Source organism: Burkholderia sp. Bp9143 (assembly GCF_003853645.1).
GTDB lineage: Bacteria > Pseudomonadota > Gammaproteobacteria > Burkholderiales > Burkholderiaceae > Burkholderia.
The window spans coordinates 40,574-66,052 of record NZ_QTPO01000023.1 but is presented as its reverse complement, the minus strand read 5'-3'; the positions used below and the strand labels follow the sequence as shown (position 1 = coordinate 66,052).

The window sequence follows — 25,479 nt, the reverse complement described above, 5'->3', positions numbered from 1 at the left end:
GGGCGGGACCGCCGGGGCGGTGTGCGCGGCGGTGTGATGCTGCGGCGCAGCATGCGAATTCCGGGCAAAAAAAACCGGGGCGGATTCGGCCCCGGAGCAACAACGACAAGAGGAGAATGGTGACGCGCCGGCAGCGCCAGCCGCGTACCGTAAAGAGAGACCGCGGGTCGCGACAGAAGTTCGAAATTTTTTTCGATTTGTTACGGATCCCGCTGGAAGCCTTGTGCGGCGGGGTCGTGCGCCAGGCGCGCGGCCCCGTTTCCTCTCGTGGCGATGCTTACTGCTGTGCTGCGCGCAGGTAGATCTCGACGCGACGGTTTTGCGCGCGGCCGGCTTCGGTCGCGTTATCCGCGATCGGGTTCGACGGGCCCATGCCCTGTGCCGCCAGGCGGCCGCCGGCGACGCCGCGCTGCACGAGCGCGTTCACGACGCTCTGCGCACGGTTCTGCGACAGCGTCTGGTTCAGCTGTGCCGAGCCCGTGCTGTCCGTGTAGCCGACGACGGATGCCGTCACTTGCGGGTTCTGGTTCAGGGTCGTCGCCAGGTCGTTCAGCAGCGGCGTGAAGGCCGGCGTGATCGCGTACTGGTTCGTCGCGAACGTCACCGAGCTCGGCACGTTCAGCTTCAGCGAGCCGTCCGGCTGCTCGGTCACCTGCGTACCCGTCTTGGCTGCCGACGGCGCGAGCTTGTTCTTGATCGCTTGCCAGTTGTAACCCGTCACACCGCCCACCAGTGCGCCGACGCCCGCGCCGATCGCCGCGCCCTTGCCGCCGCCCGCCAGCGCGCCGATGCCTGCGCCGAGCGCTGCGCCCGTGCCGGTACCGACGGCCGTGTTGTTGCCTTGCTGCGTGGCGCAGCCTGCCAGCAGCGCGCCGGCCAATGCGAAGACGGACAAGCGGGTCGCGATTTTCATGTTCATCTTGGATTCCTCTCTTGGTTGAACGAGTCGACAACGATGACAAACAACAGTTACGGCTCCCTGCACGGACGCCCGAAAAAGGAGGGCAGGCCCGTGCCCGCGGCAGCCGCCGAGGCGGCCGCATGCCCTGTTCGCCGGCGTGGCTGTTCCGGACAGGGTGACGCGTCAGCCTCTACAATATAGGCGGTTGGTGGCCGATTTGGCCCCATAGCATGCCGCACGCGAAGATTGCTCCGCCGCGCGCGTTCGCGCAATGGCGTGCAACAGATTCTTTCACTTTTCCCGATTTTCGCAGCGTTATTTGATATTTTTTGACGTTCGCGCGCGAAAAAAACGTTTTCACGGAGTTTCGATGAGCATTGACCGGGCACAAGTCGACGCCGCACTGGCGGCTGTCGTCGACCCCAATACCGGCCGTCCGTACGCGGCGAACAAGGGCGCGCGCAACGTCGCGATCGACGGCGACGCCGTGGCGGTCGACGTGGTGCTCGGCTATCCGGCGCGCAGCCAGCACGACGACGTGCGGGCGCGTATCGCCGATGCGCTGAAGGCCGTGCCGGGCGTGCGCGATGCACGCGTCGCCGTGTCGCAGGAGATCGTCGCGCACACGGTGCAGCGCGGCGTGAAGCTGTTGCCGAACGTGAAGAACATCGTCGCGGTCGCGTCGGGCAAGGGTGGCGTTGGCAAGAGCACGACGGCCGTCAACCTCGCGCTCGCGCTCGCCGCGGAAGGCGCGTCGGTCGGCATTCTCGACGCCGACATCTACGGTCCGTCGCTGCCGACCATGCTCGGCATTCACGGCCAGCGGCCCGAGTCGCCCGACAACCAGTCGATGAACCCGCTGGTCGGTCACGGGCTGCAGGCGAACTCGATCGGCTTCCTGATCGAGGAAGACAACCCAATGGTGTGGCGCGGCCCGATGGCGACGTCGGCGCTCGAGCAGCTGCTGCGCCAGACCAACTGGCACGAGCTCGACTACCTGATCGTCGACATGCCGCCGGGCACGGGCGACATCCAGCTCACGCTCGCGCAGCGCGTGCCGGTGACGGGCGCCGTGATCGTGACGACGCCGCAGGACATCGCGCTGCTCGACGCGAAGAAGGGCCTGAAGATGTTCGAGAAGGTCGGGATTCCGATCCTCGGTATCGTCGAGAACATGAGCATCCACGTCTGCTCGAACTGCGGTCACGAAGAGCACATCTTCGGCGTGGGTGGCGCCGAGCGGATGGCGCAGGACTACGGCGTGAACGTGCTCGGCAGCCTGCCGCTCGACATCGCGATCCGCGAGCGCGCCGACAGCGGCACGCCGACGGTCGCGGCCGAACCGGACGGCGCGCTGGCGCGGCGCTACCGCGACATCGCGCGCGGGGTCGCGCTGGCGATCGCCGAGCGCGCGCGCGACATGACGTCGAAGTTCCCGTCGATCGTTGTTCAAAATACGTAAAACCCTTGCGGGGCGGGGCCTCACGCTGTTTACGGCGCCGCGAGGCGCGGTATCATGGCGACTTTTCCCGGGTCCCTTTACCCGCCCGGCATGGCCGCCGTGTCAACGGCCGCCAGCCGGCATGAGGATCGAATGAACCAACGACATCACGGCGTGCGCGCCGGCCGCGCGCGGCGCGCGCTGCTGGCCGCCGCCGCGCTGGGCCTCCTGGCCGGCTGTACCTCTTTTTCCTCGTCGCACGAAAAGCGCGCCGACGCGCAGCTGCAACCGACCGTCGGCGCGCAGGCACGCGGCGCGGTGACGTTCGTCGAACGTCCGGACGGCGTCCAGGTCACGTACAACCTGGTCGGCCTGCCGCCGAACAGCGATCACGCACTGCAGGTGCACGAGCGCGGCGACTGCAACGCGGGCGACGGCTCGAGCGCCGGCCAGGTGTTCGCGCCGGCCGCCGACCGGCTGCGCGCGGGCGCGCGCGTCGCCGGCGATCTAGGCAACATCCATGCGGATGCGAACGGCGTCGCGACCGGTTTCATCGTCGCTCCCGATCTGGCCCTCGACGGCGTGCGCTCCGCGCTGAACCGCTCGGCGCTGGTGCACCGCGATCCGGGCGATCCCGCGTTTCCGCAGCATGGCGCGGGGCCCGCGCTCGCCTGCGGCGTGATCCGTTGACGGCCGCCGCGTGCGCGAGCCGATGATCGCGTAAAATGTGCGCCTTTCCGGGTCGTCGCGTCGCGAGCGGCCCTTCCTGATTGTCAGCAGCGTTTCCTGGCGCACCGATATGAAACGACCCCAACGCTCACTTTGTTCGCTGTCCCCCGAGGGGACGGCCAGCCTCTTTGGGACGGCCCGGCGGAGGCAAGCATGAGCATCAAGTCCGACAAGTGGATTCGGCGCATGGCCGAAGAACACAAGATGATCGAGCCGTTCGTGCCCGATCAGGTTCGCGCGTCCGAGGACGGTCGCAGGATCGTCAGCTACGGCACGTCGAGCTACGGCTACGACATCCGATGCGCGGACGAATTCAAGATCTTCACGAACATCAACTCGACGATTGTCGATCCGAAGAACTTCGACGAGGGTTCGTTTGTCGATTTCAAGGGCGACGTGTGCATCATCCCGCCGAATTCGTTCGCGCTGGCCCGCACCGTCGAATATTTCCGCATCCCGCGCACCGTGCTGACCGTCTGCCTCGGCAAGTCGACGTACGCGCGCTGCGGGATCATCGTCAACGTGACGCCGTTCGAACCCGAGTGGGAAGGCTACGTCACGCTGGAATTCTCGAATACCACGCCGCTGCCCGCGAAGATCTACGCGAACGAAGGTGTCGCGCAGGTGCTGTTCTTCGAAAGCGACGAAGTGTGCGACGTGTCGTACGCCGATCGCGGCGGCAAGTATCAGGGTCAGCGCGGTGTCACGCTGCCGAAAACCTGATCTGGTTGCATAACGTCTCACCAGTTTCCGGGTGACCGCTGCGTGTGACGCGCCGCGGTCGTTCTTTTTGGAGAATCGCCCATGAAGTTTCGTTTTCCCGTCGTCATCATCGACGAAGATTTCCGCTCCGAGAACATCTCGGGCTCCGGCATCCGGGCGTTGGCCGAAGCGATCGAGAAGGAGGGCGTCGAAGTCCTCGGCCTCACGAGCTACGGTGATCTGACGTCGTTCGCGCAGCAGTCGAGCCGCGCGTCGTGCTTCATCCTGTCGATCGACGACGACGAACTCATGCTCGGCGAAACGGGCCCGGACGGCGAGCTGCCCGAACTCGCGACCGCGATCATCGAGCTGCGCGCGTTCGTTACCGAAGTGCGCCGCCGCAACGCGGACATCCCGATCTTCCTGTACGGCGAGACGCGTACGTCGCGGCACCTGCCGAACGACATCCTGCGCGAACTGCATGGCTTCATCCACATGTTCGAGGACACGCCGGAGTTCGTCGCGCGCCACATCATCCGCGAGGCGAAGGTCTACCTCGACTCGCTCGCGCCGCCGTTCTTCAAGGAACTGGTGAAGTACGCGGACGAAGGCTCGTACTCGTGGCACTGCCCGGGCCACTCGGGCGGCGTCGCGTTCCTGAAGAACCCGCTCGGCCAGATGTTCCACCAGTTCTTCGGCGAGAACATGCTGCGCGCCGACGTCTGCAACGCGGTCGACGAACTCGGCCAGCTGCTCGATCACACGGGCCCGGTCGCGGCATCCGAGCGCAATGCGGCGCGCATCTTCAGCGCGGACCACCTGTTCTTCGTGACCAACGGCACGTCGACGTCGAACAAGATCGTCTGGCACGCGACGGTCGCGCCCGGCGACATCGTGCTGGTCGACCGCAACTGCCACAAGTCGATCCTGCACGCGATCACGATGACGGGCGCGATTCCGGTGTTCCTCACGCCGACGCGCAACCACTTCGGCATCATCGGCCCGATCCCGCGCGACGAATTCAAGCCGGAGAACATCCGCAAGAAGATCGAGGCGAACCCGTTCGCGCGCGAGGCGATGCGCCAGAACCCGGAGATGAAGCCGCGCATCCTGACGATCACGCAGAGCACGTACGACGGCGTCGTCTACAACGTCGAGATGATCAAGGACCTGCTCGGCGACCTGCTCGACACGCTGCACTTCGACGAAGCGTGGCTGCCGCACGCGACGTTCCACGATTTCTACCGCGACATGCACGCGATCGGCGACGGCCGTCCGCGCACGGGCGCGCTCGTGTTCGCGACGCACTCGACGCACAAGCTGCTCGCGGGCATCTCGCAGGCGTCGCAGATCGTCGTGCAGGATTCGGAGAACCGCACGTTCGACAAGCATCGCTTCAACGAGGCGTACCTGATGCACACGTCGACGAGCCCGCAGTACGCGATCATCGCGTCGTGCGACGTCGCGGCCGCGATGATGGAGCCGCCGGGCGGCACCGCGCTCGTCGAGGAATCGATCGCCGAGGCGATCGACTTCCGCCGCGCGATGCGCAAGGTCGACGCCGAGTACGGCGACGACTGGTTCTTCAGCGTGTGGGGTCCGGACGACCTGTCGGAAGAAGGCATCGGCTCGCGCGACGACTGGATGCTGAAGCCGAACGACCACTGGCACGGCTTCGGCCCGCTGGCGGAAGGCTTCAACATGCTCGACCCGATCAAGGCGACGATCATCACGCCGGGGCTCGACGTCGACGGCGAGTTCGGCGAGACGGGCATTCCGGCCGCGATCGTCACGAAGTACCTGGCCGAGCACGGGATCATCGTCGAGAAGACCGGCCTGTACTCGTTCTTCATCATGTTCACGATCGGCATCACGAAGGGCCGCTGGAACTCGATGGTGACCGAGCTGCAGCAGTTCAAGGACGACTACGACAACAACCAGCCGCTGTGGCGCGTGCTGCCGGAATTCGTCGCGCAGCATCCGCGCTACGAGCGCGTCGGCCTGCGCGACCTGTGCACGCAGATCCACGACGTGTACCGTGCGAACGACATCGCGCGCCTGACGACGGAGATGTACCTGTCGGACATGGAGCCGGCGATGAAGCCGTCGGACGCGTTCGCGAAGCTCGCGCACCGCAAGATCGACCGCGTGCCGCTCGACGAGCTCGAAGGCCGCGTGACGAGCATCCTGCTGACGCCGTACCCGCCGGGCATTCCGCTGCTGATCCCGGGCGAGCGCTTCAACAAGACGATCGTGAACTACCTGCGGTTCGCGCGCGACTTCAACGAGCGCTTCCCGGGCTTCCACACCGACATCCACGGCCTCGTCGCGGAAGAGGTGAACGGCCGCGTCGAGTACTTCGTCGACTGCGTGCGCGACTGATGGCGACGCAGGGACGAATCCGGACGACGATGCGCGCGGCGCTGGCCGCGCTCGTCGTCTGGGCGAGCTGGTCGGCAGGGCCGGCGGGGCAGAACGTCGCGCATGCGGAAGTGGCGGCGGCCGACCCGATCGACGTCGCGATGCGGCAGTGTCTCGCGCGGCGCGACCGGTCGTCGACGGCCGGCCAGATCCAGTGCATGGGCGAGGCGCAGCAGCAGTGGCAGACGGTGGTGGACGGCGCGTATCAGCGCCTGTCGAACGACGCGCCGGCCGACGCGAAGCGCGGCTGGCAGGACAGCCAGCGCCGCTGGGTCACGTGGCGCAAGGATGAAATTCATCTGCTGAAGGCCGTGTACGACACGACGCGCGGCACGTCGTACGCGATGTCGAGCGCCGATATGCAGCTGCAGCCGGTGCGCGATCGCGCGTTGGCGCTGCGCGCGGCGGCCGACCGCTATGCGCCGCCGCCTGCCGCCGTGCCGGTGGCGGCCACGAGTGGTGCGCAGGGCGGTACCCAGGGCGGTGCGGTCGCGGCGCCTGCCGCTGCAGCGGCAGCCGGCGGCAAGCCGGCGAACGCGCCGCGCGATCCGGCGATCCGCCGCGTGCGGCCGTGCGTGCAGGATGCCGCGTGCGAGCACGCGCTGTTCGATTTGAATCGCTATTACCAGAAGCTGCGTCGCAAGATGCCCGCGCATTCGGCCGCGACGCTCGTGCGCGCGCAACGCGCGTGGGTGGCGTTCAGCGATGCGACGGCGCCGCTCGTCGGCGAGGACGGACGCGTCGACCTGATCGGCGCGCGCATCGCGACGATGAAGCGGCTGTCGGAGACGGCCGGCAACAACTGACGATCGCCGCGATGCCGGTCATCCGGCGCGGCAACGCAAAACGGGCACCCGAGGGTGCCCGTTTGCATGTGGCGTGGCGCTTACGCGGGCTGCTGCGTGTCCAGACGGCCGAACCACGACGGCACGAGCGCGACCGCGTCGTCGAGCGACGCGAGCACGTGCAGGCTCAGCGCGACGATCTCGGGCGTCGGCGCCTTCAGGTCGGGCACGGTGACGACCGATGCGCCGGCGCCGGCGGCCGACTGCGCGCCGAAGTCGCTGTCCTCGAACGCGACGCACGCGTGCGCCGGCACGCCAAGGCGTTCGGCCGCGAGCCGGTACACGGCCGGGTCGGGCTTGCCACGCGCGACTTCATCGCCACCCGCGATCGCGCGGAAGAACGGCAGCACGCCGACCGCGTCGAGCCGCGCACGGATCACGTCGCGCGCGGACGACGACGCGACCGCGCACGGGATGCCGGCCTGCGCGAGCGTCTCGAGCAGCGCCAGGGCGCCGGACTTCAGCGGAAACTTCGGATGGGGTTCGGGCGCGGCGAGCTGTTCGCGCACGCGGATGCGCACGGCGTCGAACGTGTCGGTGTCGCCGATCAGCCGCGCGAGAATCACCTGGCCTTCGGCGAACGAGCGGCCGACGATCTGCAGGTAATCGATCTCGGTCAGCACGACGCCGTGTGCGTTCGACACGTCGATCCACGTGTTCATGATGGTCCGCTCGGAATCGACGAGCAGGCCGTCCATGTCGAAGAGCGCGGCGGAGAAGGTCATCGGCGGTATCCGGGAAGCGGGGAGGGCATCGGGCGGCGCGGCGGCCGCCCGTGACGGCAGGCTTACTTGCCGAGCGCGGCGCGGGCGGCCTTGATCGCCGCACGCACTTGATCGGGCGCGGTGCCGCCCGGGTGGTTGCGGCTGGCGACCGACCCTTCGAGCGTCAGGTAGCCGAACACGTCGTCGCCGATCAGGTGCGCGACGTTCGGCAGTTCCTGCTTCATTTCGTCGAGCGTCAGGTCGGCAAGGTCGATCCCCCGATCGTCGCAGATCCGCACCGCGTGCGCGACGGCTTCGTGCGCATCGCGGAACGGCAGCCCGCGCTTCACGAGGTAGTCGGCGAGGTCGGTGGCGGTCGAGAAGCCCTGCAGCGCGGCCGCGCGCATTGCGTCCGGCTTCACGGTGATGCCCGCGACCATCTCGGCGAAGATCCGCAGCGTGTCGGCGACGGTGTCGACCGTGTCGAACAGCGGTTCCTTGTCTTCCTGGTTGTCCTTGTTGTACGCGAGCGGCTGGCCCTTCATCAGCGTGAGGAGCGCCATCAGGTGGCCGTTCACGCGGCCCGTCTTGCCGCGCGCGAGCTCGGGCACGTCCGGGTTCTTTTTCTGCGGCATGATCGAGCTGCCGGTGCAGAAGCGGTCGGCGATGTCGATGAAGCCGACGCGCGGGCTCATCCACAGCACGAGTTCTTCCGAGAAACGCGACACGTGCGTCATCACGAGCGCGGATGCCGCCGTGAATTCGATCGCGAAGTCGCGATCGGACACCGCATCGAGCGAGTTCGCGCAGATGCCGTCGAAGCCGAGCGTCTTCGCCACCGCGTGACGGTCGATCGGATAGCTGGTGCCGGCGAGCGCGGCCGCGCCGAGCGGCAGGCGGTTCACGCGGGTGCGGCAGTCGCGCATGCGCTCGGCGTCGCGCGTGAACATCTCCACGTACGCGAGCAGGTGGTGGCCGAACGTGACCGGCTGCGCGACCTGCAGGTGCGTGAAGCCCGGCATGATCGTGTCCGCGTTCTGTTCCGCGAGGTCGATCAGCGCGCCGCGCAGGTCGTTCAGCAGGCCGCCGATGCGGTCGATCTCGCCGCGCAGCCACAGACGGATGTCGGTCGCGACCTGGTCGTTGCGCGAGCGGCCCGTGTGCAGGCGCTTGCCGGCGTCGCCGATCAGCGCGGTCAGGCGCGCCTCGATGTTCAGGTGGACGTCTTCGAGATCCAGCTGCCATTCGAATTCGCCGCGCTCGATCTCGCCCTTGATCTGCGTCATCCCGCGTTCGATCGCGGCGAGGTCGTCGGCGCTGATGATCTTCTGCGCCGCGAGCATGCTGGCGTGCGCGAGCGAGCCGGCGATGTCGACGAGCGCGAGACGCTTGTCGAAAAACACCGACGACGTGTAGCGCTTGACCAGCTCCGACATCGGTTCCGAGAAGCGGGCCGACCAGGCCTCGCCCTTTTTGTGCAGTTGGGACGTCATGGCGATTCTTCGAAGGGGAGTTGGGCGGCGTGCGCCGCCGAGAGAATCCCGCAATTCTAGCATTCGCGGGACTGGCGGCCGGCCCTCCCCGGCGCGGGTCGTCCGTGGCGCCTGTTCCCGTCGTTGGCGGGAACGGGCCCTAGTCGCGCACGAGCACGACCAGCTTCAGGTCCTCGCGGTGTGCGGGCTTCAGCGTGATCTGCTGGTACACGAGGCGGCCGTCGGTCGGATGGTCGAATTCGCGCAGGCCGCCTTCGCGCTCGAACACGTCCTGCGACGCCCAGTACTGCGCGAATGCATCGCTGCCGGCCATCAGCGCGTCGATCAGCGCGCGGGTCGGTGCGTCGGCGAGGTGGCGGATCGAGTCGGCGCGGAATTCGGCCGCGAGCCGGCGCGCGCGGGTTTCCCAGTCGACGATCAGCGTGCGCGCGGCCGGCGCCATGAACGTGAAGCGCAGCAGGTTGCGGTCGTGCTCGCCGTCGAGCCAGCCCGTGAACAGCGCGGCGGCCGGCGCGTTCCATGCGAGGGCGTTCCATTGCCGGTCGAGCACGTACGCCGGCGTGGCGATCGCGGCGACGGTTGCGGCGAGCGTCGGCGGCAGGTCGCCGGCCGCGACGTCGGGCTCGGCCGGATCGCGCTGCGCGGCCAGCTCGAACAGGTACGCGCGCTCGGCCTTCGACAACTGCAGCGCGACGGCGATCCGCGCGAGCGCATCGGCCGACGCGGACACCGGGCGGCCCTGCTCGATCCACGTGTACCAGGTCGGGCTGACACCGCACAGCTGCGCGACTTCCTCGCGCCGCAGTCCCGGCGTGCGGCGGCGCGGGCCGGGCGGCAGGCCGACGGCCTGCGGCGACAGCCGTTCGCGGTGCGCGCGGATGAATTCGCCGAGTGCGCGGGCGGGCGTCGCGTCGAGGGGCGGGGTGGGGGCGGAGGACGGCTGGTTCATGCGGAAACGGCTGAAGCGACTGAGTCGACTGAATTGATGAAAAGGGGCGCCGGGGCGCGACGAAGATCGGGGCAGAGATCAGGCAGGTGTAACAAATACCAGAATAACTGCTTAACTTGTACTGGTACAAGCGCAGCCCTATTGTAGCGATTCGCGCGCTGGCAGGCAGCGAGCACCCCATCCAAAGAAGGAGCGCACGATGAAACACCACGACCAGGTCGCCGACGCATTCGGCACGACGGCCGCCGCCTACCTGACGAGCACGGTCCATGCGACGGGCGCCGATCTGCAGGCGCTGGCCGACGCCGTGCGCGCGACGCGCGACGCCGCGGTGCTCGATCTCGGATGCGGCGCGGGCCACGCGAGCTTCGCGGTCGCACCGCACGTGCGCGACGTGGTCGCGTACGATCTCGCCGCGCCGATGCTTGCGACCGTTGACGCCGCCGCGCGCGAGCGCGGGATCGCGAACATCCGCACGCAGCAGGGCCCGGCCGAGCGGCTGCCGTTCGACGCGGGCACCTTCGACTGGGTGATCAGCCGGATGAGCGCGCATCACTGGCACGACGTGCGCGCGGCGCTCGCCGAGGTACGCCGCGTGCTGAAGCCGGGCGGCCGCGTGCTGATGATCGACATCGCGGGCAACGACCATCCGCTGCTCGACACGTATCTGCAGGCCGCGGAAGTGTTGCGCGACGCATCGCACGTGCGCGACTACCGCGCCGACGAATGGCTCGCGATGTTCCGCGGTGCCGGGTTCGACGCGCACGTGCAGAGCCGCTGGCGCCTGCCGATCGATTTCGATACGTGGGTCGAGCGGATCCGCACGCCGGCCGACAGTGTCGCGGGCATCCGCGCGCTGTGGGCGCACGCGCCCGACGAGGTGCGCGGCTACTACGCGGTGCAGCTGGATGGATCGTTCGAGCACGATGCGTTGCTGATCGACGCGCAGTGAACATGCGGTGCGTCGGCCGTTGCCTTCTCGCCTCTCGATGAAAAAAGCCGCGATACGCGTGAATTGCGTATCGCGGCTTTCGTTTCGCGATGCCGGCGCGGCGCCGGGCAGGCCCGCGCCGCGCGCGGATCAGCCCGTGTTGCGCAGGCCGGCCGCGATCCCGTTGATGGTCAGGTGAATCCCGCGGCGCAGCCGCGCGTTCGTGTCGCCCGCGCGGTGACGCTTGATCAGCTCGACCTGCAGGTGGTTCAGCGGATCGAGATACGGGAAGCGGTTCTTGATCGAGCGCGCGAGCAGCGGGTTGGTCGCGAGGCGGCCTTCGTGCCCGGTGATTTCCGCGAGCGCCTGCGACGTGCGCTCCCATTCCGCGACGATCCGCTCGAACACGTGCTTGCGCAGCTTGCGGTCGGCGACCAGCTGCGCGTAGCGCGACGCGACGGCGAGATCGGTCTTCGCAAGCACCATGTCCATGTTCGACAGCAGGTTCGCGAAGAACGGCCAGGTCTTGTTCATCTTCTTGAGCAGCGCGACGCGCTTCGTGCGCTCGGCCGCGTCCTGCGCGCCGTCGAGATACGCGCTCACCGCGCTGCCGAAGCCGTACCAGCCCGTCAGCAACAGCCGGCACTGGCCCCACGAGAAGCCCCACGGAATCGCGCGGAGATCCTCGATCTTGCGGTTTTTCGGATCCTGCAGCTTGCGCGAGGCCGGGCGGCTGCCGATGTTCAGCTCGGCGATCTCGGTGATCGGCGTCGACGAGAAGAAGTAGTCGGTGAAGCCGGGCGTTTCATAGACGAGCGCGCGATACGCCGCCATCGCGGCGTCGGACAGCGTCTGCATCGTGGCTTCGAACGCGGGCAGCTGCGCGGGCGCGTTCGATTGCGGCAGCAGCGACGCCTCGAGCGTCGCGGCGACCACCGTCTCGAGGTTGCGCCGGCCGATCTCGGGGTTCGCGAATTTGCTCGCGATCACCTCGCCCTGTTCGGTCAGGCGGATCTGGCCGTTCACGGTGCCCGGCGGCTGTGACAGGATCGCCTGGTAGGTCGGGCCGCCCCCGCGGCCGACCGTGCCGCCGCGGCCGTGAAACAGGCGCAGCGTAATCTTGCGTTCTCGGAACAGGTCGACGAGCGCGAGTTCCGCGCGATACAGCTCCCAGTTCGACGTCAGGAAGCCGCCGTCCTTGTTGCTGTCCGAGTAGCCGAGCATCACTTCCTGCTCGGCACCCTGGTGCGCGATCACCGCGTCGACGCCCGGCAGTGCGAAGTATTCGCGCATGATGCGTGCGGCGTCGCGCAGGTCGGGGATCGTCTCGAACAGCGGAATCACCATCAGGCCGTTCTTCGCATGGCTGCCGAGCACACCGTCGAGCAGGCCCGTTTCCTTCTGCAGCAGCAGCACCTCGACGAGGTCGCTGACGGTTTCCGTGTGCGAGATGATGTAGTTGCGCACCGCACGCGCGCCGAACTGCGCGCGCACCTCGCGGGCCTTCTCGAACACGCCGAGCTCGCTCTGCGCGAGCGCCGAGTATTCGAGGTACGGCGAGCGCAGCGGGCGCGGATCGGCGAGCGCGGCCAGCAGCACGCGCAGCTTGTCTTCCTCGGCGAGCGCCGCGTAGTCGGCTTCGACGCCGGCACGCGCGAACAGCTCGGCGACCACGGCTTCGTGGATGTCCGAGCTCTGGCGCAGGTCGATGCTCGCGAGGTGGAAGCCGAACACCTCGGCCGCGCGCACGAGCGGCGTGAGGCGCGGTGCGGCGAGCGACGCGCCGTGGTGTTCGTCGAGCGACGCGGTCAACACCTTCAGGTCGGCGACGAACGCTTCGGAATCCGCATACGGAATCGCTCGCACGGGCGGTGCGCCGCGGCCCGCGCTGCGCACCGGCACCGTGCCTTCGCCGAGGCGCACGCGTGCGCTCGCGGCGAGCCGCGTGTAGATGCCGATCAGCGCGCGGCGATACGGTTCGTCGACGCGGTGCGGCGACTGGTCGGGCGATGCGGCCGCGAGGGCCTTCACCGCGTCGTTCGCGCCGACCAGCAGGTTCGACACCGACAGCTCGGCGCCGAGCTTGTGCACCTGTTCCAGATAGTGTTCGAAGATCACCGCGGCCTGGCGGGTGATCGCTTCGTCGAGCGTCGGGGCGGTCACGTTCGGGTTGCCGTCGCGATCGCCGCCGATCCAGCTGCCCATCTGGAAGAACGCCGGCACGCGCGCGGACAGGCCGTGCTCGGCGAGCGCGGCCTCGATGTCGCCGTACAGCGCCGGCAGTTCGTCGAGGAACGTCGCGCGGTAGTACGACAGCGCGTTCTCGATCTCGTCGCCGACCGTCAGGCGCGAGTCGCGCAGCATGCGGGTCTGCCACAGCGCGGTCACGCGCGCGCGCAGCATCGATTCGTTGTACGCGCGTTCGCGCGCCGTCAGCGGCTGGTCGCGCTCGGCGAGCAGGCGCGCGATGTCGTGCTGCGCGTCGAGGATGCTCTTGCGCTGCACTTCGGTCGGGTGCGCGGTGAGCACCGGCACGATCAGCGCATCGTCGAAGAAGCGCTGCAGCAGGCGCTTCGACGCGTTGCCGGTCGTCTTCAGCTGGTCGAGCGCGTACGCGACGGTGCCGGGCTGTGGCGCGGAGCCGGCCAGCGCGTGGATGCGGCGGCGGCGGTTGTGGTGGCGGTCTTCCGCGATGTTCGCGAGGTGCGAGAAATAGCTGAACGCGCGCACGACGCTCACCGTCTGCTCCGGCGTCAGCTTGCGCAGCTTCTTCTCCAGCGTTTGCGCGGCCTCGCTGTCGTCCTCGCGGCGAAACTTCACCGCCGTCTGGCGAATGGTCTCGACGACGTCGAACACGGTGTCGCCTTCCTGTTCGCGCACCACGTCGCCGAGCAGGCGGCCGAGGTAGCGGATGTCCTCGAACAGCGGACCGTCCTTGTCCTCGCGCGTGCGGGCGCCGGCCTTGCGCGCCGCCGGGCCGGCGGGCTTGATCGCGCGTTTTGTCTGACGTATCGGGTCTTTCGGTTTCGTTGCCGTTTTCGCACGGCCGTTCGCGGCGGTGGCGAGGGTGCCCGTCGGGGCGTCGGAGGAGGGCAAGGCAGCATTGCGGCGCGCCGTACGCGCCGATCCGGAAGACTTCACGATGGGTTTCCTTGGGAAAGCTCGAGTCAAAAGGGACTGCGGGGACTGCGGAAACTACGGGAACTGCGGTCAAGCAACCAGCTGGGTGCGGCACATCCGCGCATCGGTGTCGCCGCTCGCGCCGAAGCGCGGCGGGCGCAGGCTCCGGGCCCGGGCGGGCCGAAGCGTGCGTGCTACCATTGTTCGATCTTCAATCCCGTCCTTCGATGTTCCAGCAATGAATTCCGAGACTCTTTCGGCATCCGCCCCCGCGACGCTGACGATTGCTTCGCGCGAGAGCCGCCTGGCGATGTGGCAAGCCGAACATGTGCGTGATGCGCTGCGCAAATTATATCCAGCTTGTGACGTGAAAATCCTCGGGATGACGACCCGTGGCGATCAGATTCTCGATCGTACGCTGTCGAAGGTCGGCGGCAAGGGCCTGTTCGTGAAGGAGCTGGAGAATGCGCTCGCCGACGGCCGCGCCGACCTGGCCGTGCATTCGCTGAAGGACGTGCCGATGGCACTGCCCGACGGCTTCGCGCTGACCGCGATCATGGAGCGCGAGGATCCGCGCGACGCATTCGTGTCGAACGACCACGCGTCGCTCGACGCGCTGCCGGACGGCGCGGTCGTCGGCACGTCGAGCCTGCGCCGCGAGGCGATGCTGCGTGCGCGTTATCCGCACCTGAACGTGCAGCCGCTGCGCGGCAACCTCGACACGCGCCTGTCGAAGCTCGATCGCGGCGATTACGCGGCGATCATCCTCGCGGCGGCGGGCCTGAAGCGTCTCGGCCTCGACGCGCGGATTCGCGCGCTGATCGACGTCGAGGACAGCCCGCCGGCCGCCGGCCAGGGCGCGCTCGGCATCGAAATCGCCGCACACCGCACGGATGTCGCCGGATGGCTCGCGCCGCTGCACGACCCGCGGACCGCGCTCGCGATCGAGGCCGAGCGGATGGTGTCGCGCGCGCTCGGCGGCAGCTGCGAGGTGCCGCTCGCCGCGCACGCGGTGTGGCGCGCGGGCGAGTTGTACCTCACGGGCCGCGTGTCGACGACCGACGGCCAGCGCGTGCTGACCGCCGAGGAGTGCGGCGCCGTCATGACCGTGGCCGACGCGCTCGCGCTCGGCCGCGCGGTGTCCGACGAGCTCGAGGCACAGGGCGCGCTCGACATCGTCAATGCACTGCTCGCCGGCTCGCAGGCCGGCAAGGGCGACGCCTGATGGCGGGCGGCGCGCGCGCGTTCACCGCCGTCCTGACGCGCCCGGACGGCCAGTCGGCCGCGCTCGCGGCCCAGCTGGCCGACGCCGGTTGCGACGTGCTCGAATTCCCGCTGATCGACATCGCGCCGGTCGACGATCCGGCGCCGCTCGACGCCGCGTTCGCGGCGCTCGCCGACTACGCGCTCGTGATTTTCGTGTCGCCGAACGCGATCGACCGCGCGCTCGCGCAGTACGGCGCGATCTGGCCGAATGCGCTGCCGGTCGGCGTCGTCGGCCCCGGCAGCGTCGCGGCGCTCGAGCGTCACGGCATCGCCGCGCCCGCGCATCGCGTGATCGCGCCGCAGGCACCCGCCGACGGCGGCGTCCCGCATTACGATTCGGAAAGCCTGTTCGCGAGCATCGAGACCGCGTTCGGCGGCGCGCAGGCGCTCGCCGGCAAACGCGTGCTGATCGTGCGCGGCGACGGCGGGCGCGAATGGCTCGCCGAGCGGCTGCGCGAAGCCGGCGCGGACGTCACGCTCGCAGCCGCGTACCGGCGCGTCGTGCCCGAGCCGCGCATCGGCGCGTGGGAGCGCGTGCATGCGCTGCTCGCCGGCGCGCCGCACGCGTGGCTCGTCACGAGCTCGGAGGGCGTGCGTAACCTGCACGAACTCGCCCGCACGCACCTGAACGACGCCGAGATCGAGGCGCTGAAGCATGCGCCGCTCGTGACGCCGCACCCGCGTATCGAGCAGACCGCGCGCGCACTGGGTTTTGATAGGATTACGCTGACCGGCGCGGGCGATGAGCGCATCGTCCGCGCGTTTCGAACGATGGCCGACGAGGCCGTCCAACCGGCGACAGCCGCACCGGTGACTAAACGCATGACAGATACCAACGATTCCAAAAGCGTCGCTTCCCAGCCGGCCGCTGCATCCGCACCGCCGTCCCGTCCTGCCTATATGGGCGCCGAACCGCCCGCGCGCCGTGGCGGCAGCGCGGCGCTGTGGTTCGTCGTCGTCGTGCTCGGCTGCGCGGCGGGCGTCGGCGGCTATGCGCTGAACCGCAAGGTCGACCGGCTCGACAATTCGTTCGTCGCACGCCAGAAGGCGCTCGATGCGCAGACGGCCGAAACCCGCATGAAGACCGAGCAGGCGCTCGCGAGCACGCACCAGGTCGACACGCAGCTCGCGCAGCTCGACGGCAAGCTCGCCGACGCGCAGAGTGCGCAGCAGGCGCTGCAGCAGCAATACCAGGACCTGTCGCGCAACCGCGACGCGTGGATGCTCGAGGAAGTCGACCAGATGCTGTCGAGCGCGAGCCAGCAACTGCAGCTCACCGGCAACACGCAGCTCGCGCTGATCGCGCTGCAGAATGCCGATGCGCGCCTCGCGACGTCGCAGAGCGCACAGGCCGTCACGGTGCGCAAGGCGCTCGCGCAGGACATCGAGACGCTGAAGGCCGCGCCGTCGGCCGACCTCACGGGCCTCGCGATCAAGCTCGACGACGCGATCGCGAAGATCGACGCGCTGCCGCTGTCGGGTGAAGCGATCGTCCCACACGCGGCGCCGAAGGCCGCGCCGGCCGAAGCCGCGTCGCCGCTGGCAGCCGACACGCCGCGCTGGAAGGTGTGGTGGCATGACTTCTCGGCCGGGCTCGGCGAGCAGTTGAAGGGCCTCGTGCAGGTGCGCCGGATCGACAATGCCGACGCGATGCTCGCCTCGCCCGACCAGGGCTACTTCGTGCGCGAGAACGTGAAGCTGCGCCTGCTCACCGCGCGGCTGTCGCTGCTCGCGCGCAACGACGGCGCGATGAAGGCCGACCTGCACGCCGCGCAGGCGTCGCTCGGCAAGTATTTCGACCAGGCATCGAAGGACACGCAATCCGTCGAGGACCTGCTCAAGCAGGTCGACGGCGCATCGCTGACGGTCGCGGTGCCGAACCTGAACACGAGCCTGAACGCCGTTCAGCAGTTCAAGAGCCGGGGGTAACGATGACGCTTCGAGGAATCGTCTGGCTCGCGATCCTGTTCGGGATCGCCGCGGCACTGGCCACCGTCGGCCATTTCGACGCGGGGCAGGTGCTGCTCGTCTATCCGCCGTATCGGATCGACGTGTCGCTGAACCTGTTCGTGATCGCCATCGTCGTGCTGTTCATCGTCGTGTACGCGCTGCTGCGCATCGTGCGCAACATCTGGCGCATGCCGCAGCGGGTCGCCGCGTATCGTGCGCGTTCGCGCAACGAGAAGGCGCAGGCGTCGCTGCGCGATGCGATCGCGAACCTGTACGCAGGCCGCTTCTCGCGTGCCGAGAAGGCCGCGCGCGACGCGCTCGCGGTCGATGCGAACCAGGGTGCCGCGAGTCTCGTCGCGGCCACTGCCGCGCACCGGATGCACGAGTACACGCGCCGCGACGACTGGCTGTCGAAGGTCGACGCACCGGAATGGCAGGATGCACGGCTGCTCGCCGCGGCCGACATGCGCGCGGATGCGCGCGATGCCGACGGCGCGCTCGCCGCGCTGGCCGACCTGCAGGCGGGCGGCAAGCGCATCCACGCGCAGCAGGTCGCGCTGCGCGCGCAGCAGCAGTTGAAGAACTGGGCCGAGGTGCTGAAGCTCGCGAAGGCGCTCGAGAAGCGCGAGGCGCTGCATCCGGCCGCGGCCGTCCGGTTGCGCCAGCAAGCGGCGGAGAATCTGCTGCGCGAACGCCGGCACGACCCGGACGCGCTGCTCGAGGTATGGCAGTCGCTGTCGCCGCTCGAACGCCAGTCGCCGCGCCTGGCCGATCTCGCGGCCGACCTGCTGGTGGCGCTCGAGCGCCGCACCGAAGCGCGCCGCATCGTCGAGGATGCGCTCGCGCACAACTGGGATGCGCGCCTGCTGCGCCGCTATCCGGACACGGCCGGCGGCGATGCGCTGCCGCTGATCCAGAAGGCCGAAGGGTGGAAGAAGGATCACCCGGACGATGCCGACCTGCTGTTCGCGCTCGGCCGTCTCTGCCAGCAGCAGCAACTGTGGGGCAAGGCGCAGTCGTTCCTCGAAGCCGCGCTGAAGCAGGCCGACAACGAGGCGCTGAAGGTGCGTACGCACCGTGCGCTCGCACGCCTGTTCGAGCATCTCGGCGAAACCGACAAGGCGGCGAAGCACTACCGCGAAAGCGCGCTCGCGATCACCGTGGTCTGACGTGGCGGCGCTTGCCCGCCGCGCGTAAAAAAGCCCCGAGCGCCGGATGGCCTTCGGGGCTTTTCTTATTCGGTACCGGCTCGCCGGACCGGACGCGCTGCGCGCGGAGCCGGCGCGGCAGGTCATCCTCGTTCGCGACGAACCCCGTCGCAGCGCGCTGCGTTACTTGTCGACGAGCCGCTTCGGCACCGACAGCGCGAGCAGCCCGCCGAGCACGAGAAACCCGGCGAGCATATACATGCCCGCGTCGTTGGCGCCCGTCGCCTGCTTGAGCCAGCCCATCATGTACGGGCTCAGGAAGCCCGCGAGGTTGCCGATCGAGTTGATCATCGCGATGCCTGCCGCAGCTGCCGCGCCGCCGAGGAACGCGGTCGGCAGGCTCCAGAACAGCGGCAGCGTCGTCAGGATGCCCATCGTCGCGAGCGTGAGCCCGAGCATCGCGAGCGCTGTCTGGTGCGCCCCGATCACTGACAGCACGAGCCCGAGCGCACCGAACGCGGCCGGAATCGCAAGGTGCCAGCGTCGTTCGCGGCGCTTGTCCGCGCTGCGCGCGATCAGGATCATCGCGACTACCGCCACCGCATACGGAATCGCCGACAGCAGGCCGATCATGAACGTATCGGTCACGCCCGTCGCCTTGATGATCGTCGGCAGCCAGAAGCCGACGCCGTACAGCCCCATCACGAACGAGAAGTAGATGAGCGCCATCAGCCACACGCGGGGGCTCGCCATCACCGCGCCGAGCGGCAGGTCTTCCTTGGTCGCTTCCTCCGCGTCGACGTTGCGCGCAAGCAGCGCCTTTTCCTCGTCGGTGAGCCATTTGGCCTTCGCGATCCGGTCGTCGAGCGCGAAGAACACGAGCACGCCGGCCAGCACCGACGGGATCCCTTCGAGCAGGAACAGCCATTGCCACCCGTGCCAGCCGCTCACGCCGTTGAACGCCTTCAGGATGAAGCCGGAGATCGGCCCGCCGATCACGCCGGACAACGCGACGGCCGTCATGAAGAACGTCGTCATCCGGCCGCGCCGATGCGCGGGATACCAGTAGGTGAGGTACAGGATCACGCCGGGGAAGAAGCCGGCTTCGGCGACGCCGAGCAGGAAGCGCATTACGTAGAACATCGCGGGCGTCGTGACGAACATCGTCAGGATCGAGATCACGCCCCACGTCGCCATGATGCGCGCGATCCAGACGCGCGCGCCGACCTTGTGCAGGATGATGTTGCTCGGGACTTCGAACAGGAAGTAGCCGAAGAAGAAGATCCCGGCGCCGAGCCCGTAGACCGTGTCGCTGAGATTCAGGTCGCTCGCCATCTGCAGCTTCGCGAAGCCGACGTTCACGCGGTCGAGATACGCGACCACGTAGCAGAGAAGCAGGAGCGGCGTGAGCCGCCAGGACACCTTGCGGTAGGTTGCTTCCTCGAATGCGCCGGACGAGCCCGGCAGCGACTGCGTCGATGTTGCCATGTTGTCTCCTGTCCTTGTAGTAGTCCGGAGCCGGCGCGTCGGCGCCCGATCCGGTGTCGTGCGAAGCCATGACGATGCGTGGATGCGGCGCCGGCCGGCGATGCCGGCGCGGCGCAATCACGGCCGTGCGGCTAGATGCAGCGCCCGCCGTCGACTTCGAGACAGACGCCGGTGATGAACTCGGCTTCGTCGGATGCGAGGTACAGGGCCGCGTTCGCGATGTCCTGTGGCGTCGAGAAGCGGCCGAGCGGAATCGTCGCCAGGAATCGGCGGCGATTCTCCGGCGTGTCCTCGCAGCCCATGAACTCGGTCATCAGGCCCGTCTCGCCGAGCACCGGGTTGATGCAGTTCACGCGGATCCGGTCGGCGCCAAGTTCGGCCGCGAGCGACTTGCTCGCGGTGATCATCGCGCCCTTCGTGCTGTTGTACCAGACGAGGCCCGGGCGCGGCCGCACGCCGGCCGTCGACGCGACGTTCACGAACACGCCGCCGCCCTGCGTGCGGAAATACGGAACGAAGGTCTGCACGCTCCAGAACAGGCTCTTCATGTTGACGGCGTACACGCGGTCGAACTCGGCTTCGGTCACGTCGAGCACCGGCTTGTTGCGGTGCGTGGTGCCGGCGTTGTTCACGACGATCTGCACCGAATGGAAATCGTCGAGCGCGGCCTGCAGCAGCGCGCGCCAGTCGTCGTCCTTCGATACGTCGCCGGCGACCGCGATCGCCTTGCCGCCCGCCAGCGCGATCTCGCTCGCGACGCGCTCGGCCGCCGCACCGTTCAGGTCGTTGACGACGACGTTCGCGCCTTCGCGCGCGTAGGTCTTCGCGATGCCTTCGCCGAAACCGGAACCGCCGCCCGTGACGATGGCCGTCTTGCCGCTCAACCGCATGGTGTGTCTCCTGTGTTGGAAGAATGCAGGGTGTTTCGCCGCGCGGCCTGTCGGTGCCGGCCGGGTTCGACCGGTTCAGCCGTGCCGGATCGCGATCGTCTTCAGCGTCGTGAAGCCGTACAGCGCCTCGAAGCCTTTCTCGCGGCCGTGACCCGAGTGGCCGACGCCGCCGAACGGCAGCTCGACGCCGCCGCCCGCGCCGTAGTTGTTGATGAACACCTGGCCTGCACGCAAGCGGCGCGCGAGACGCAGCTGGCGTGCACCGTCGCGGGTCCAGATGCCCGCGACGAGGCCGTACGGCGTGCCGTTCGCGAGTGCGACCGCTTCGTCTTCGTCGACGAACCGCATCGCGGCGAGCACCGGGCCGAACACTTCCTCCTGCGCGAGCCGGTGCGACGGCGGCACGTCGCGCAGCAGCGCGGGCGCCTGGTAGAAGCCGCTTTCGGGCGCATCGGCGACGACCTGGCCGTGCCCGGCCATCGGAATGCCGTCGTGCTGCGCGTCGGACAGGAAATCCCACACGCGCTGCTGCTGCTTTGCATTGATCAGCGGGCCGCAGTCGAGATCCGCGCGGCTCGGGCCGACCCGCAGCCCGTTGAAGGCGGTGGCGAGCCGTTCGACGAGCGGTTCGTAGACCGCGCGCTCGATCAGCACGCGGCTGCCGGCCGAACAGGTCTGCCCGCCGTTCTGCACGATCGCCGACACGAGCACGGGCAGCGCCGCTTCGAGATCGGCGTCGGCGAACACGATCTGCGGCGACTTGCCGCCGAGCTCGAGCGTGACGGGCACGTGGTTCTCCGCGGCCATCTGCGTGACCAGCTTGCCGGTCGCGGGCGAGCCCGTAAACGAGATGTGGTCGATGCCGGGATGACGCGCGAGCGCGGCGCCGGCTTCATGGCCGTAGCCGGTGACGACGTTGAGCGCACCGGCCGGCAGCCCGGCTTCGGCGGCCAGTTCGGCCACGCGCAGCACCGACAGGCACGCATCCTCGGCCGGTTTCACGACGCATGCGTTGCCGGCCGCGAGCGCCGCGCCGACGCTGCGCCCGAAGATCTGCATCGGGTAGTTCCACGGCACGATGTGGCCGGTGACGCCGTGCGGCTCGCGCACCGTCAGCACCGTGTAGCCGGCCTGATAGGGGAGGGTCTCGCCGTGCAGTTTGTCGGCGGCGCCTGCGTAGAACTCGAAGTAGCGCGCGAGCGCGGCGGCGTCGGCGCGGGCCTGTTTCAGCGGCTTGCCGGTGTCGCGCGCCTCGATCGCGGCGAGTTCCTCGAGATGGTCGGCGACCCGCGCCGACAGCCGCATCAGCACGCGGCCGCGCTCGGCGGCGCTCGCCGCGCCCCACGGGCCCGCGAACGCGTCGCGGGCCGCGGCGACCGCGCGCTCGATGTCGGGCGCCGTGCCGCGCGCGATCGACGCGAACGGCTGGCCGTCGGACGGATCGACGACCGGAATCGTCTCCAGTTGCGCGGGCAACGTCCATTCGCCCGCGATGAAGTGCTTCGCTTCTTCCATGCCTGCTCCTGTCTTCGCGTTCTCGGCATCGTGCCTGCGCGCCGATGCCGGATCACGCTGCGTCGGGTTCGGTGGCCGGACATCCGGAACGATTATCGCGCCGATCGTCATCCGGACGCCACCGGTCGATTGGCTATAATGGCGCATTCCCTGCGGGGACGCCCGCGGCGGTGCATCGGCCGCGGCGCCCTGTCCCGAATTCCCATCGACCAACAGAGAGCGCTATGAGCTTCAATCATGTTCCGGCCGGCAAGGACCTGCCGCACGATTTCAACGTGATCATCGAGATCCCCGCGCAAAGCGATCCGGTGAAGTACGAGGCGGACAAGGAGCTGGGTCTCCTCGTCGTCGACCGTTTCATCGGTACCGGCATGCGCTACCCGGTGAACTACGGCTACATCCCGCAGACGCTGTCGGGCGACGGCGATCCGGTCGACGTGCTGGTGATCACGCCGTTCCCGCTGCTGGCCGGCTCGATCGTGCGTTCGCGCGTGCTCGGCATGCTGCAGATGACCGACGAGTCGGGCGTCGACGCGAAGCTGGTCGCCGTGCCGCACGACAAGGTCTGCCCGATGACGGCGAACCTGAAGTCGATCGACGACGTGCCCGAGTACCTGAAGGACCAGATCAAGCACTTCTTCGAGCAATACAAGGCGCTCGAGAAGGGCAAGTGGGTGAAGGTCGAAGGCTGGGCCGGCATCGACGCCGCGCACAAGGAAATCGCCGACGGCGCCGCGAACTACAAGAAGTAAGCCGGCGGGCCGGCCTCACGGCCGGTTCGATCGGAACGCAAACCGCGCGTGTCTCCTCAGGAGGCCGCGCGGTTTTGTTTTGTGCGCGGCGTGGCGCGGGCGGTGGTTTTCTTGCGGGCGGGAGTGGGCAGGGTACTCGCGCTCGGTACGGCCTTCGCGCGTTTCGCGCCTGTTGCGCGGCGCGCAGGGGCAGCGGCGGCCTCGATGAGTTCGGCCGTGGCCTTGGTGGCCGACCGACGGCCGCGCGCCGGTACGGAAGCGGGGGCCGCGAGTCCGTTCGCTGCGGGCTTGCCGCCGGTTGCCGGCGCGTTCCGTTTCGGCGCCGCATTGGCGGCCGGCTTGTCCGGTTTTGCCGGCGTGCCGCGCAAGGCGGTCTTTTTCGCTTTCGCGTCGTCCGCGGTCCTGGCACGCTTCGAGGCGGCAGGCGCCGCCTTTGCCGACTTTGGCGCCGTTGCGGCGCGTCCGGGCTTCGCGGTTTTCGTGGTCCTGGACTTTGTTCCGGTAGTTCCGGCAGTTCCGTTCTTCGCGGCTTTCCCAACGGCCTTTTCAGTGTCCGCCGGCTGCGTCGCAATGTCGGCGCGCTTCGCCTTCACCTTCTTCTTTTCGCGTGTGCCGTCCTGCATCCCGGCGGCGTCGACGTTTCCGTCGATCGACATCCCGGCCGGCAACACCGACTGGAGCGTCCGGATCCCGGCTGCCAGTTCCCGCTTTTGCGCGGCCGTGAGTCGCTTCACCCAGTACTCGGCGCGCGATGCGATCGACCGGTCGGGCAGCGGGAACGACGCGAGCACCGTGCGCGGCTTGCGCGAGCGCGTGTAGCGAGCGCCCTTGCCGGATGCATGCTCGTCGAAGCGCGCGGCGACGTCGGTCGTGATGCCCGTGTAGACGCTGTCGTCGGCGCACTCGATCAGATACAGAAACCAGGACATGGGAAGGCGGCGGGATGCGAAGCCGTCAGTGTCTCAGAAATGGCGGCGGCCGCCGCGAAAGACGCGATGCGCGCGCGCCGTCACGTGCCGCGCCGGAACGGATCGTGTTCGCGCAACTCGTCGACGTACGCGTGGATATGCTCGGTCTCGCGTTCGAGAAAGCGCGCGACCGCATCGGAGAACGCCGGGTGCGCGAGCCAGTGCGCGGAATGCGTGACGGTCGGCAGGAAGCCGCGCGCGAGCTTGTGCTCGCCTTGCGCACCGCCCTCGAACGTGTCGAGTCCGGCCTCGATGCAGAACTCGAGCAACTGGTAGTAGGCCGTTTCGAAATGCAGGCAGGGCACGTGTTCGAGCGCGCCCCAGTAGCGGCCGTACAGCGTGCCGCCGCTGCCGTTCGCATCGCGCCGGTAGACGGCGAGCGAGCTCGCGATCGGCTGTCCGTCGGCTTCGGCGATCACGAGCAGCAGGTTCTCCGGCATCGTCGCGCCGATCGCGCGGAAGAAGTCGAGATTCAGGTACGGGCTTGAATAGTGCTCGCGGTAGGTCTGCCGGTAGCAGCGCGAGAAGAACCGCCAGTCGGCGTCGGTGATCTGCTCACCGGCGAGCCGCCGGAACGTGACCCCGGCATCGCGCACCTTGCGCCGTTCCGCGCGGATGTTCTTGCGCTTCTTCTGCTCGAGCGTGCCGAGGAAGTCGTCGAAGTCGCGGTAGCCGTCGTTGAGCCAGTGGAACTGCACGCCTTCGCGCAACATCATTCCCATCGATTCGAGCAGTCGCGCTTCGTCGCTGGTCGGGAACAGCACGTGCAGCGACGACACGTCGCTCTGCTCGGCGAACGCGAGCAGCGTGGCCGCGAGCCGGCGGCGCGCGTCGTCGTCGGCCGCGAGCAGGCGCGTGCCCTGCACGGGCGTGAACGGCACCGCGCACAGCAGCTTCGGGTAGTAGGGCAGGTTGTTGCGCTGGTACGCGTCGGCCCATGCCCAGTCGAACACGTATTCGCCGTACGAATGCTGCTTCGCATAGATGGGCGCGGCGGCCGCGAGCCGGCCCGTGCGCGCGTCGGTCAGCGTGACGAAGCGCGGCGACCAGCCGGTGTCGTCGACCGCGCAGCGCGAGACGTGCAGCGCGTCGAGGAATTCGTGGCGCAGGAACGGCGTCGGCTGCGCGTCGCGCTCGAGCAGCGCGTTCCATTCGTCGGCCGGCACCTCCGCGGGGGACGACAGGATGCCCGTGCGATAATCGATGCGTTCGTGTTTCAAGCGTGAATCCGTACTGTTGGATGCCGCCGGATGCGTGCCGCCGTGG

Annotated in this window: 20 protein-coding genes; 10 read left to right on the top strand and 10 right to left on the bottom strand. The window is 68.6% G+C overall.

Annotation, left to right across the window (positions count from 1 at the left end):
* Nucleotides 1–277 precede the first annotated feature (277 nt).
* Nucleotides 278–919 (bottom strand): OmpA family protein, encoded by a 642-nt coding sequence (locus DIE23_RS18755; RefSeq protein ID WP_124613503.1) that lies wholly within the window; start codon nucleotides 917–919, stop codon nucleotides 278–280.
* 352 nt (nucleotides 920–1,271) lie between these two features.
* Between DIE23_RS18755 and apbC the strand changes: the two genes are divergently transcribed.
* The 5 genes from apbC (at nucleotide 1,272) to DIE23_RS18730 (ending at nucleotide 7,000) form a co-directional block, all read left to right on the top strand.
* On the top strand, nucleotides 1,272–2,363 hold the full coding sequence (apbC, locus tag DIE23_RS18750) for an iron-sulfur cluster carrier protein ApbC (protein ID WP_124613502.1): 1,092 nt from the start codon (nucleotides 1,272–1,274) through the stop codon (nucleotides 2,361–2,363).
* A gap of 132 nt (nucleotides 2,364–2,495) precedes the next feature.
* Nucleotides 2,496–3,032 (top strand): superoxide dismutase [Cu-Zn], encoded by a 537-nt coding sequence (gene sodC / locus DIE23_RS18745; RefSeq protein WP_124613501.1) that lies wholly within the window; start codon nucleotides 2,496–2,498, stop codon nucleotides 3,030–3,032.
* A 192-nt stretch (nucleotides 3,033–3,224) separates the two neighbouring features.
* Nucleotides 3,225–3,794: a dCTP deaminase gene (gene dcd, locus DIE23_RS18740; RefSeq protein WP_006398615.1), complete on the top strand. Its 570-nt coding sequence runs from the start codon at nucleotides 3,225–3,227 to the stop codon at nucleotides 3,792–3,794.
* A gap of 81 nt (nucleotides 3,795–3,875) precedes the next feature.
* Nucleotides 3,876–6,155, top strand: coding sequence for an arginine/lysine/ornithine decarboxylase (locus tag DIE23_RS18735; protein ID WP_124613500.1), 2,280 nt, complete (start codon nucleotides 3,876–3,878; stop codon nucleotides 6,153–6,155).
* Nucleotides 6,155–7,000, top strand: coding sequence for a lysozyme inhibitor LprI family protein (locus DIE23_RS18730; RefSeq protein ID WP_124613499.1), 846 nt, complete (start codon nucleotides 6,155–6,157; stop codon nucleotides 6,998–7,000). The genes DIE23_RS18735 and DIE23_RS18730 overlap by 1 nt, the downstream gene beginning before the upstream one ends.
* Nucleotides 7,001–7,080: 80 nt before the next feature.
* On the opposite strand, the gene DIE23_RS18725 is transcribed toward DIE23_RS18730, so the two are convergent.
* The 3 genes from DIE23_RS18725 to DIE23_RS18715 form a co-directional block, all read right to left on the bottom strand.
* Nucleotides 7,081–7,764, bottom strand: a complete 684-nt coding sequence (locus DIE23_RS18725; RefSeq protein WP_124613498.1) for an HAD family phosphatase — start codon at nucleotides 7,762–7,764, stop codon at nucleotides 7,081–7,083.
* Nucleotides 7,765–7,826: 62 nt separating this feature from the next.
* A complete protein-coding gene (gene argH / locus DIE23_RS18720; protein ID WP_124613497.1) occupies nucleotides 7,827–9,236 on the bottom strand; it encodes an argininosuccinate lyase in 1,410 nt (469 codons plus the stop codon).
* Nucleotides 9,237–9,375: 139 nt separating this feature from the next.
* A complete protein-coding gene (locus tag DIE23_RS18715; RefSeq protein ID WP_124613496.1) occupies nucleotides 9,376–10,185 on the bottom strand; it encodes a helix-turn-helix transcriptional regulator in 810 nt (269 codons plus the stop codon).
* A 199-nt stretch (nucleotides 10,186–10,384) separates the two neighbouring features.
* On the opposite strand from DIE23_RS18715, the gene DIE23_RS18710 reads away from it, so the two are divergent.
* Nucleotides 10,385–11,137, top strand: coding sequence for a class I SAM-dependent methyltransferase (locus DIE23_RS18710; protein ID WP_124613495.1), 753 nt, complete (start codon nucleotides 10,385–10,387; stop codon nucleotides 11,135–11,137).
* A gap of 129 nt (nucleotides 11,138–11,266) precedes the next feature.
* Here DIE23_RS18710 and ppc read toward each other — a convergent pair whose 3' ends face one another.
* Complete coding sequence (ppc, locus tag DIE23_RS18705; protein ID WP_124613494.1) at nucleotides 11,267–14,257, bottom strand: phosphoenolpyruvate carboxylase; 2,991 nt, start codon at nucleotides 14,255–14,257, stop codon at nucleotides 11,267–11,269.
* 217 nt (nucleotides 14,258–14,474) lie between these two features.
* Between ppc and hemC the strand changes: the two genes are divergently transcribed.
* Genes hemC through DIE23_RS18690 form a run of 3 tightly spaced genes read left to right on the top strand, consistent with a single transcriptional unit; the run spans nucleotide 14,475 to nucleotide 18,621 of the window.
* Nucleotides 14,475–15,461, top strand: a complete 987-nt coding sequence (gene hemC / locus DIE23_RS18700) for a hydroxymethylbilane synthase (protein ID WP_124613493.1) — start codon at nucleotides 14,475–14,477, stop codon at nucleotides 15,459–15,461.
* Nucleotides 15,461–17,431, top strand: a complete 1,971-nt coding sequence (gene hemDX / locus DIE23_RS18695) for a fused uroporphyrinogen-III synthase HemD/membrane protein HemX (protein ID WP_124613492.1) — start codon at nucleotides 15,461–15,463, stop codon at nucleotides 17,429–17,431. The genes hemC and hemDX overlap by 1 nt, the downstream gene beginning before the upstream one ends.
* A gap of 2 nt (nucleotides 17,432–17,433) precedes the next feature.
* Nucleotides 17,434–18,621 (top strand): heme biosynthesis protein HemY, encoded by a 1,188-nt coding sequence (locus DIE23_RS18690; RefSeq protein WP_124613491.1) that lies wholly within the window; start codon nucleotides 17,434–17,436, stop codon nucleotides 18,619–18,621.
* Nucleotides 18,622–18,783: 162 nt separating this feature from the next.
* On the opposite strand, the gene DIE23_RS18685 is transcribed toward DIE23_RS18690, so the two are convergent.
* From DIE23_RS18685 to DIE23_RS18675, 3 genes are all read right to left on the bottom strand, one after another.
* The gene (locus DIE23_RS18685; RefSeq protein ID WP_124613490.1) at nucleotides 18,784–20,088 is read right to left on the bottom strand and encodes an MFS transporter; all 1,305 of its coding nucleotides are present in this window, start codon (nucleotides 20,086–20,088) and stop codon (nucleotides 18,784–18,786) included.
* Nucleotides 20,089–20,219: 131 nt separating this feature from the next.
* Nucleotides 20,220–20,978, bottom strand: a complete 759-nt coding sequence (locus tag DIE23_RS18680) for an SDR family oxidoreductase (protein ID WP_124613489.1) — start codon at nucleotides 20,976–20,978, stop codon at nucleotides 20,220–20,222.
* Between the two features lie 75 nt (nucleotides 20,979–21,053).
* On the bottom strand, nucleotides 21,054–22,493 hold the full coding sequence (locus DIE23_RS18675) for an aldehyde dehydrogenase family protein (protein ID WP_124613488.1): 1,440 nt from the start codon (nucleotides 22,491–22,493) through the stop codon (nucleotides 21,054–21,056).
* Between the two features lie 224 nt (nucleotides 22,494–22,717).
* On the opposite strand from DIE23_RS18675, the gene ppa reads away from it, so the two are divergent.
* Nucleotides 22,718–23,245, top strand: a complete 528-nt coding sequence (gene ppa / locus DIE23_RS18670; RefSeq protein ID WP_011885693.1) for an inorganic diphosphatase — start codon at nucleotides 22,718–22,720, stop codon at nucleotides 23,243–23,245.
* A 56-nt stretch (nucleotides 23,246–23,301) separates the two neighbouring features.
* Here ppa and DIE23_RS18665 read toward each other — a convergent pair whose 3' ends face one another.
* Nucleotides 23,302–24,174, bottom strand: a complete 873-nt coding sequence (locus tag DIE23_RS18665) for a GIY-YIG nuclease family protein (RefSeq protein ID WP_124613487.1) — start codon at nucleotides 24,172–24,174, stop codon at nucleotides 23,302–23,304.
* A gap of 80 nt (nucleotides 24,175–24,254) precedes the next feature.
* Complete coding sequence (locus DIE23_RS18660; RefSeq protein WP_124613486.1) at nucleotides 24,255–25,433, bottom strand: GNAT family N-acetyltransferase; 1,179 nt, start codon at nucleotides 25,431–25,433, stop codon at nucleotides 24,255–24,257.
* Nucleotides 25,434–25,479: the final 46 nt, after the last annotated feature.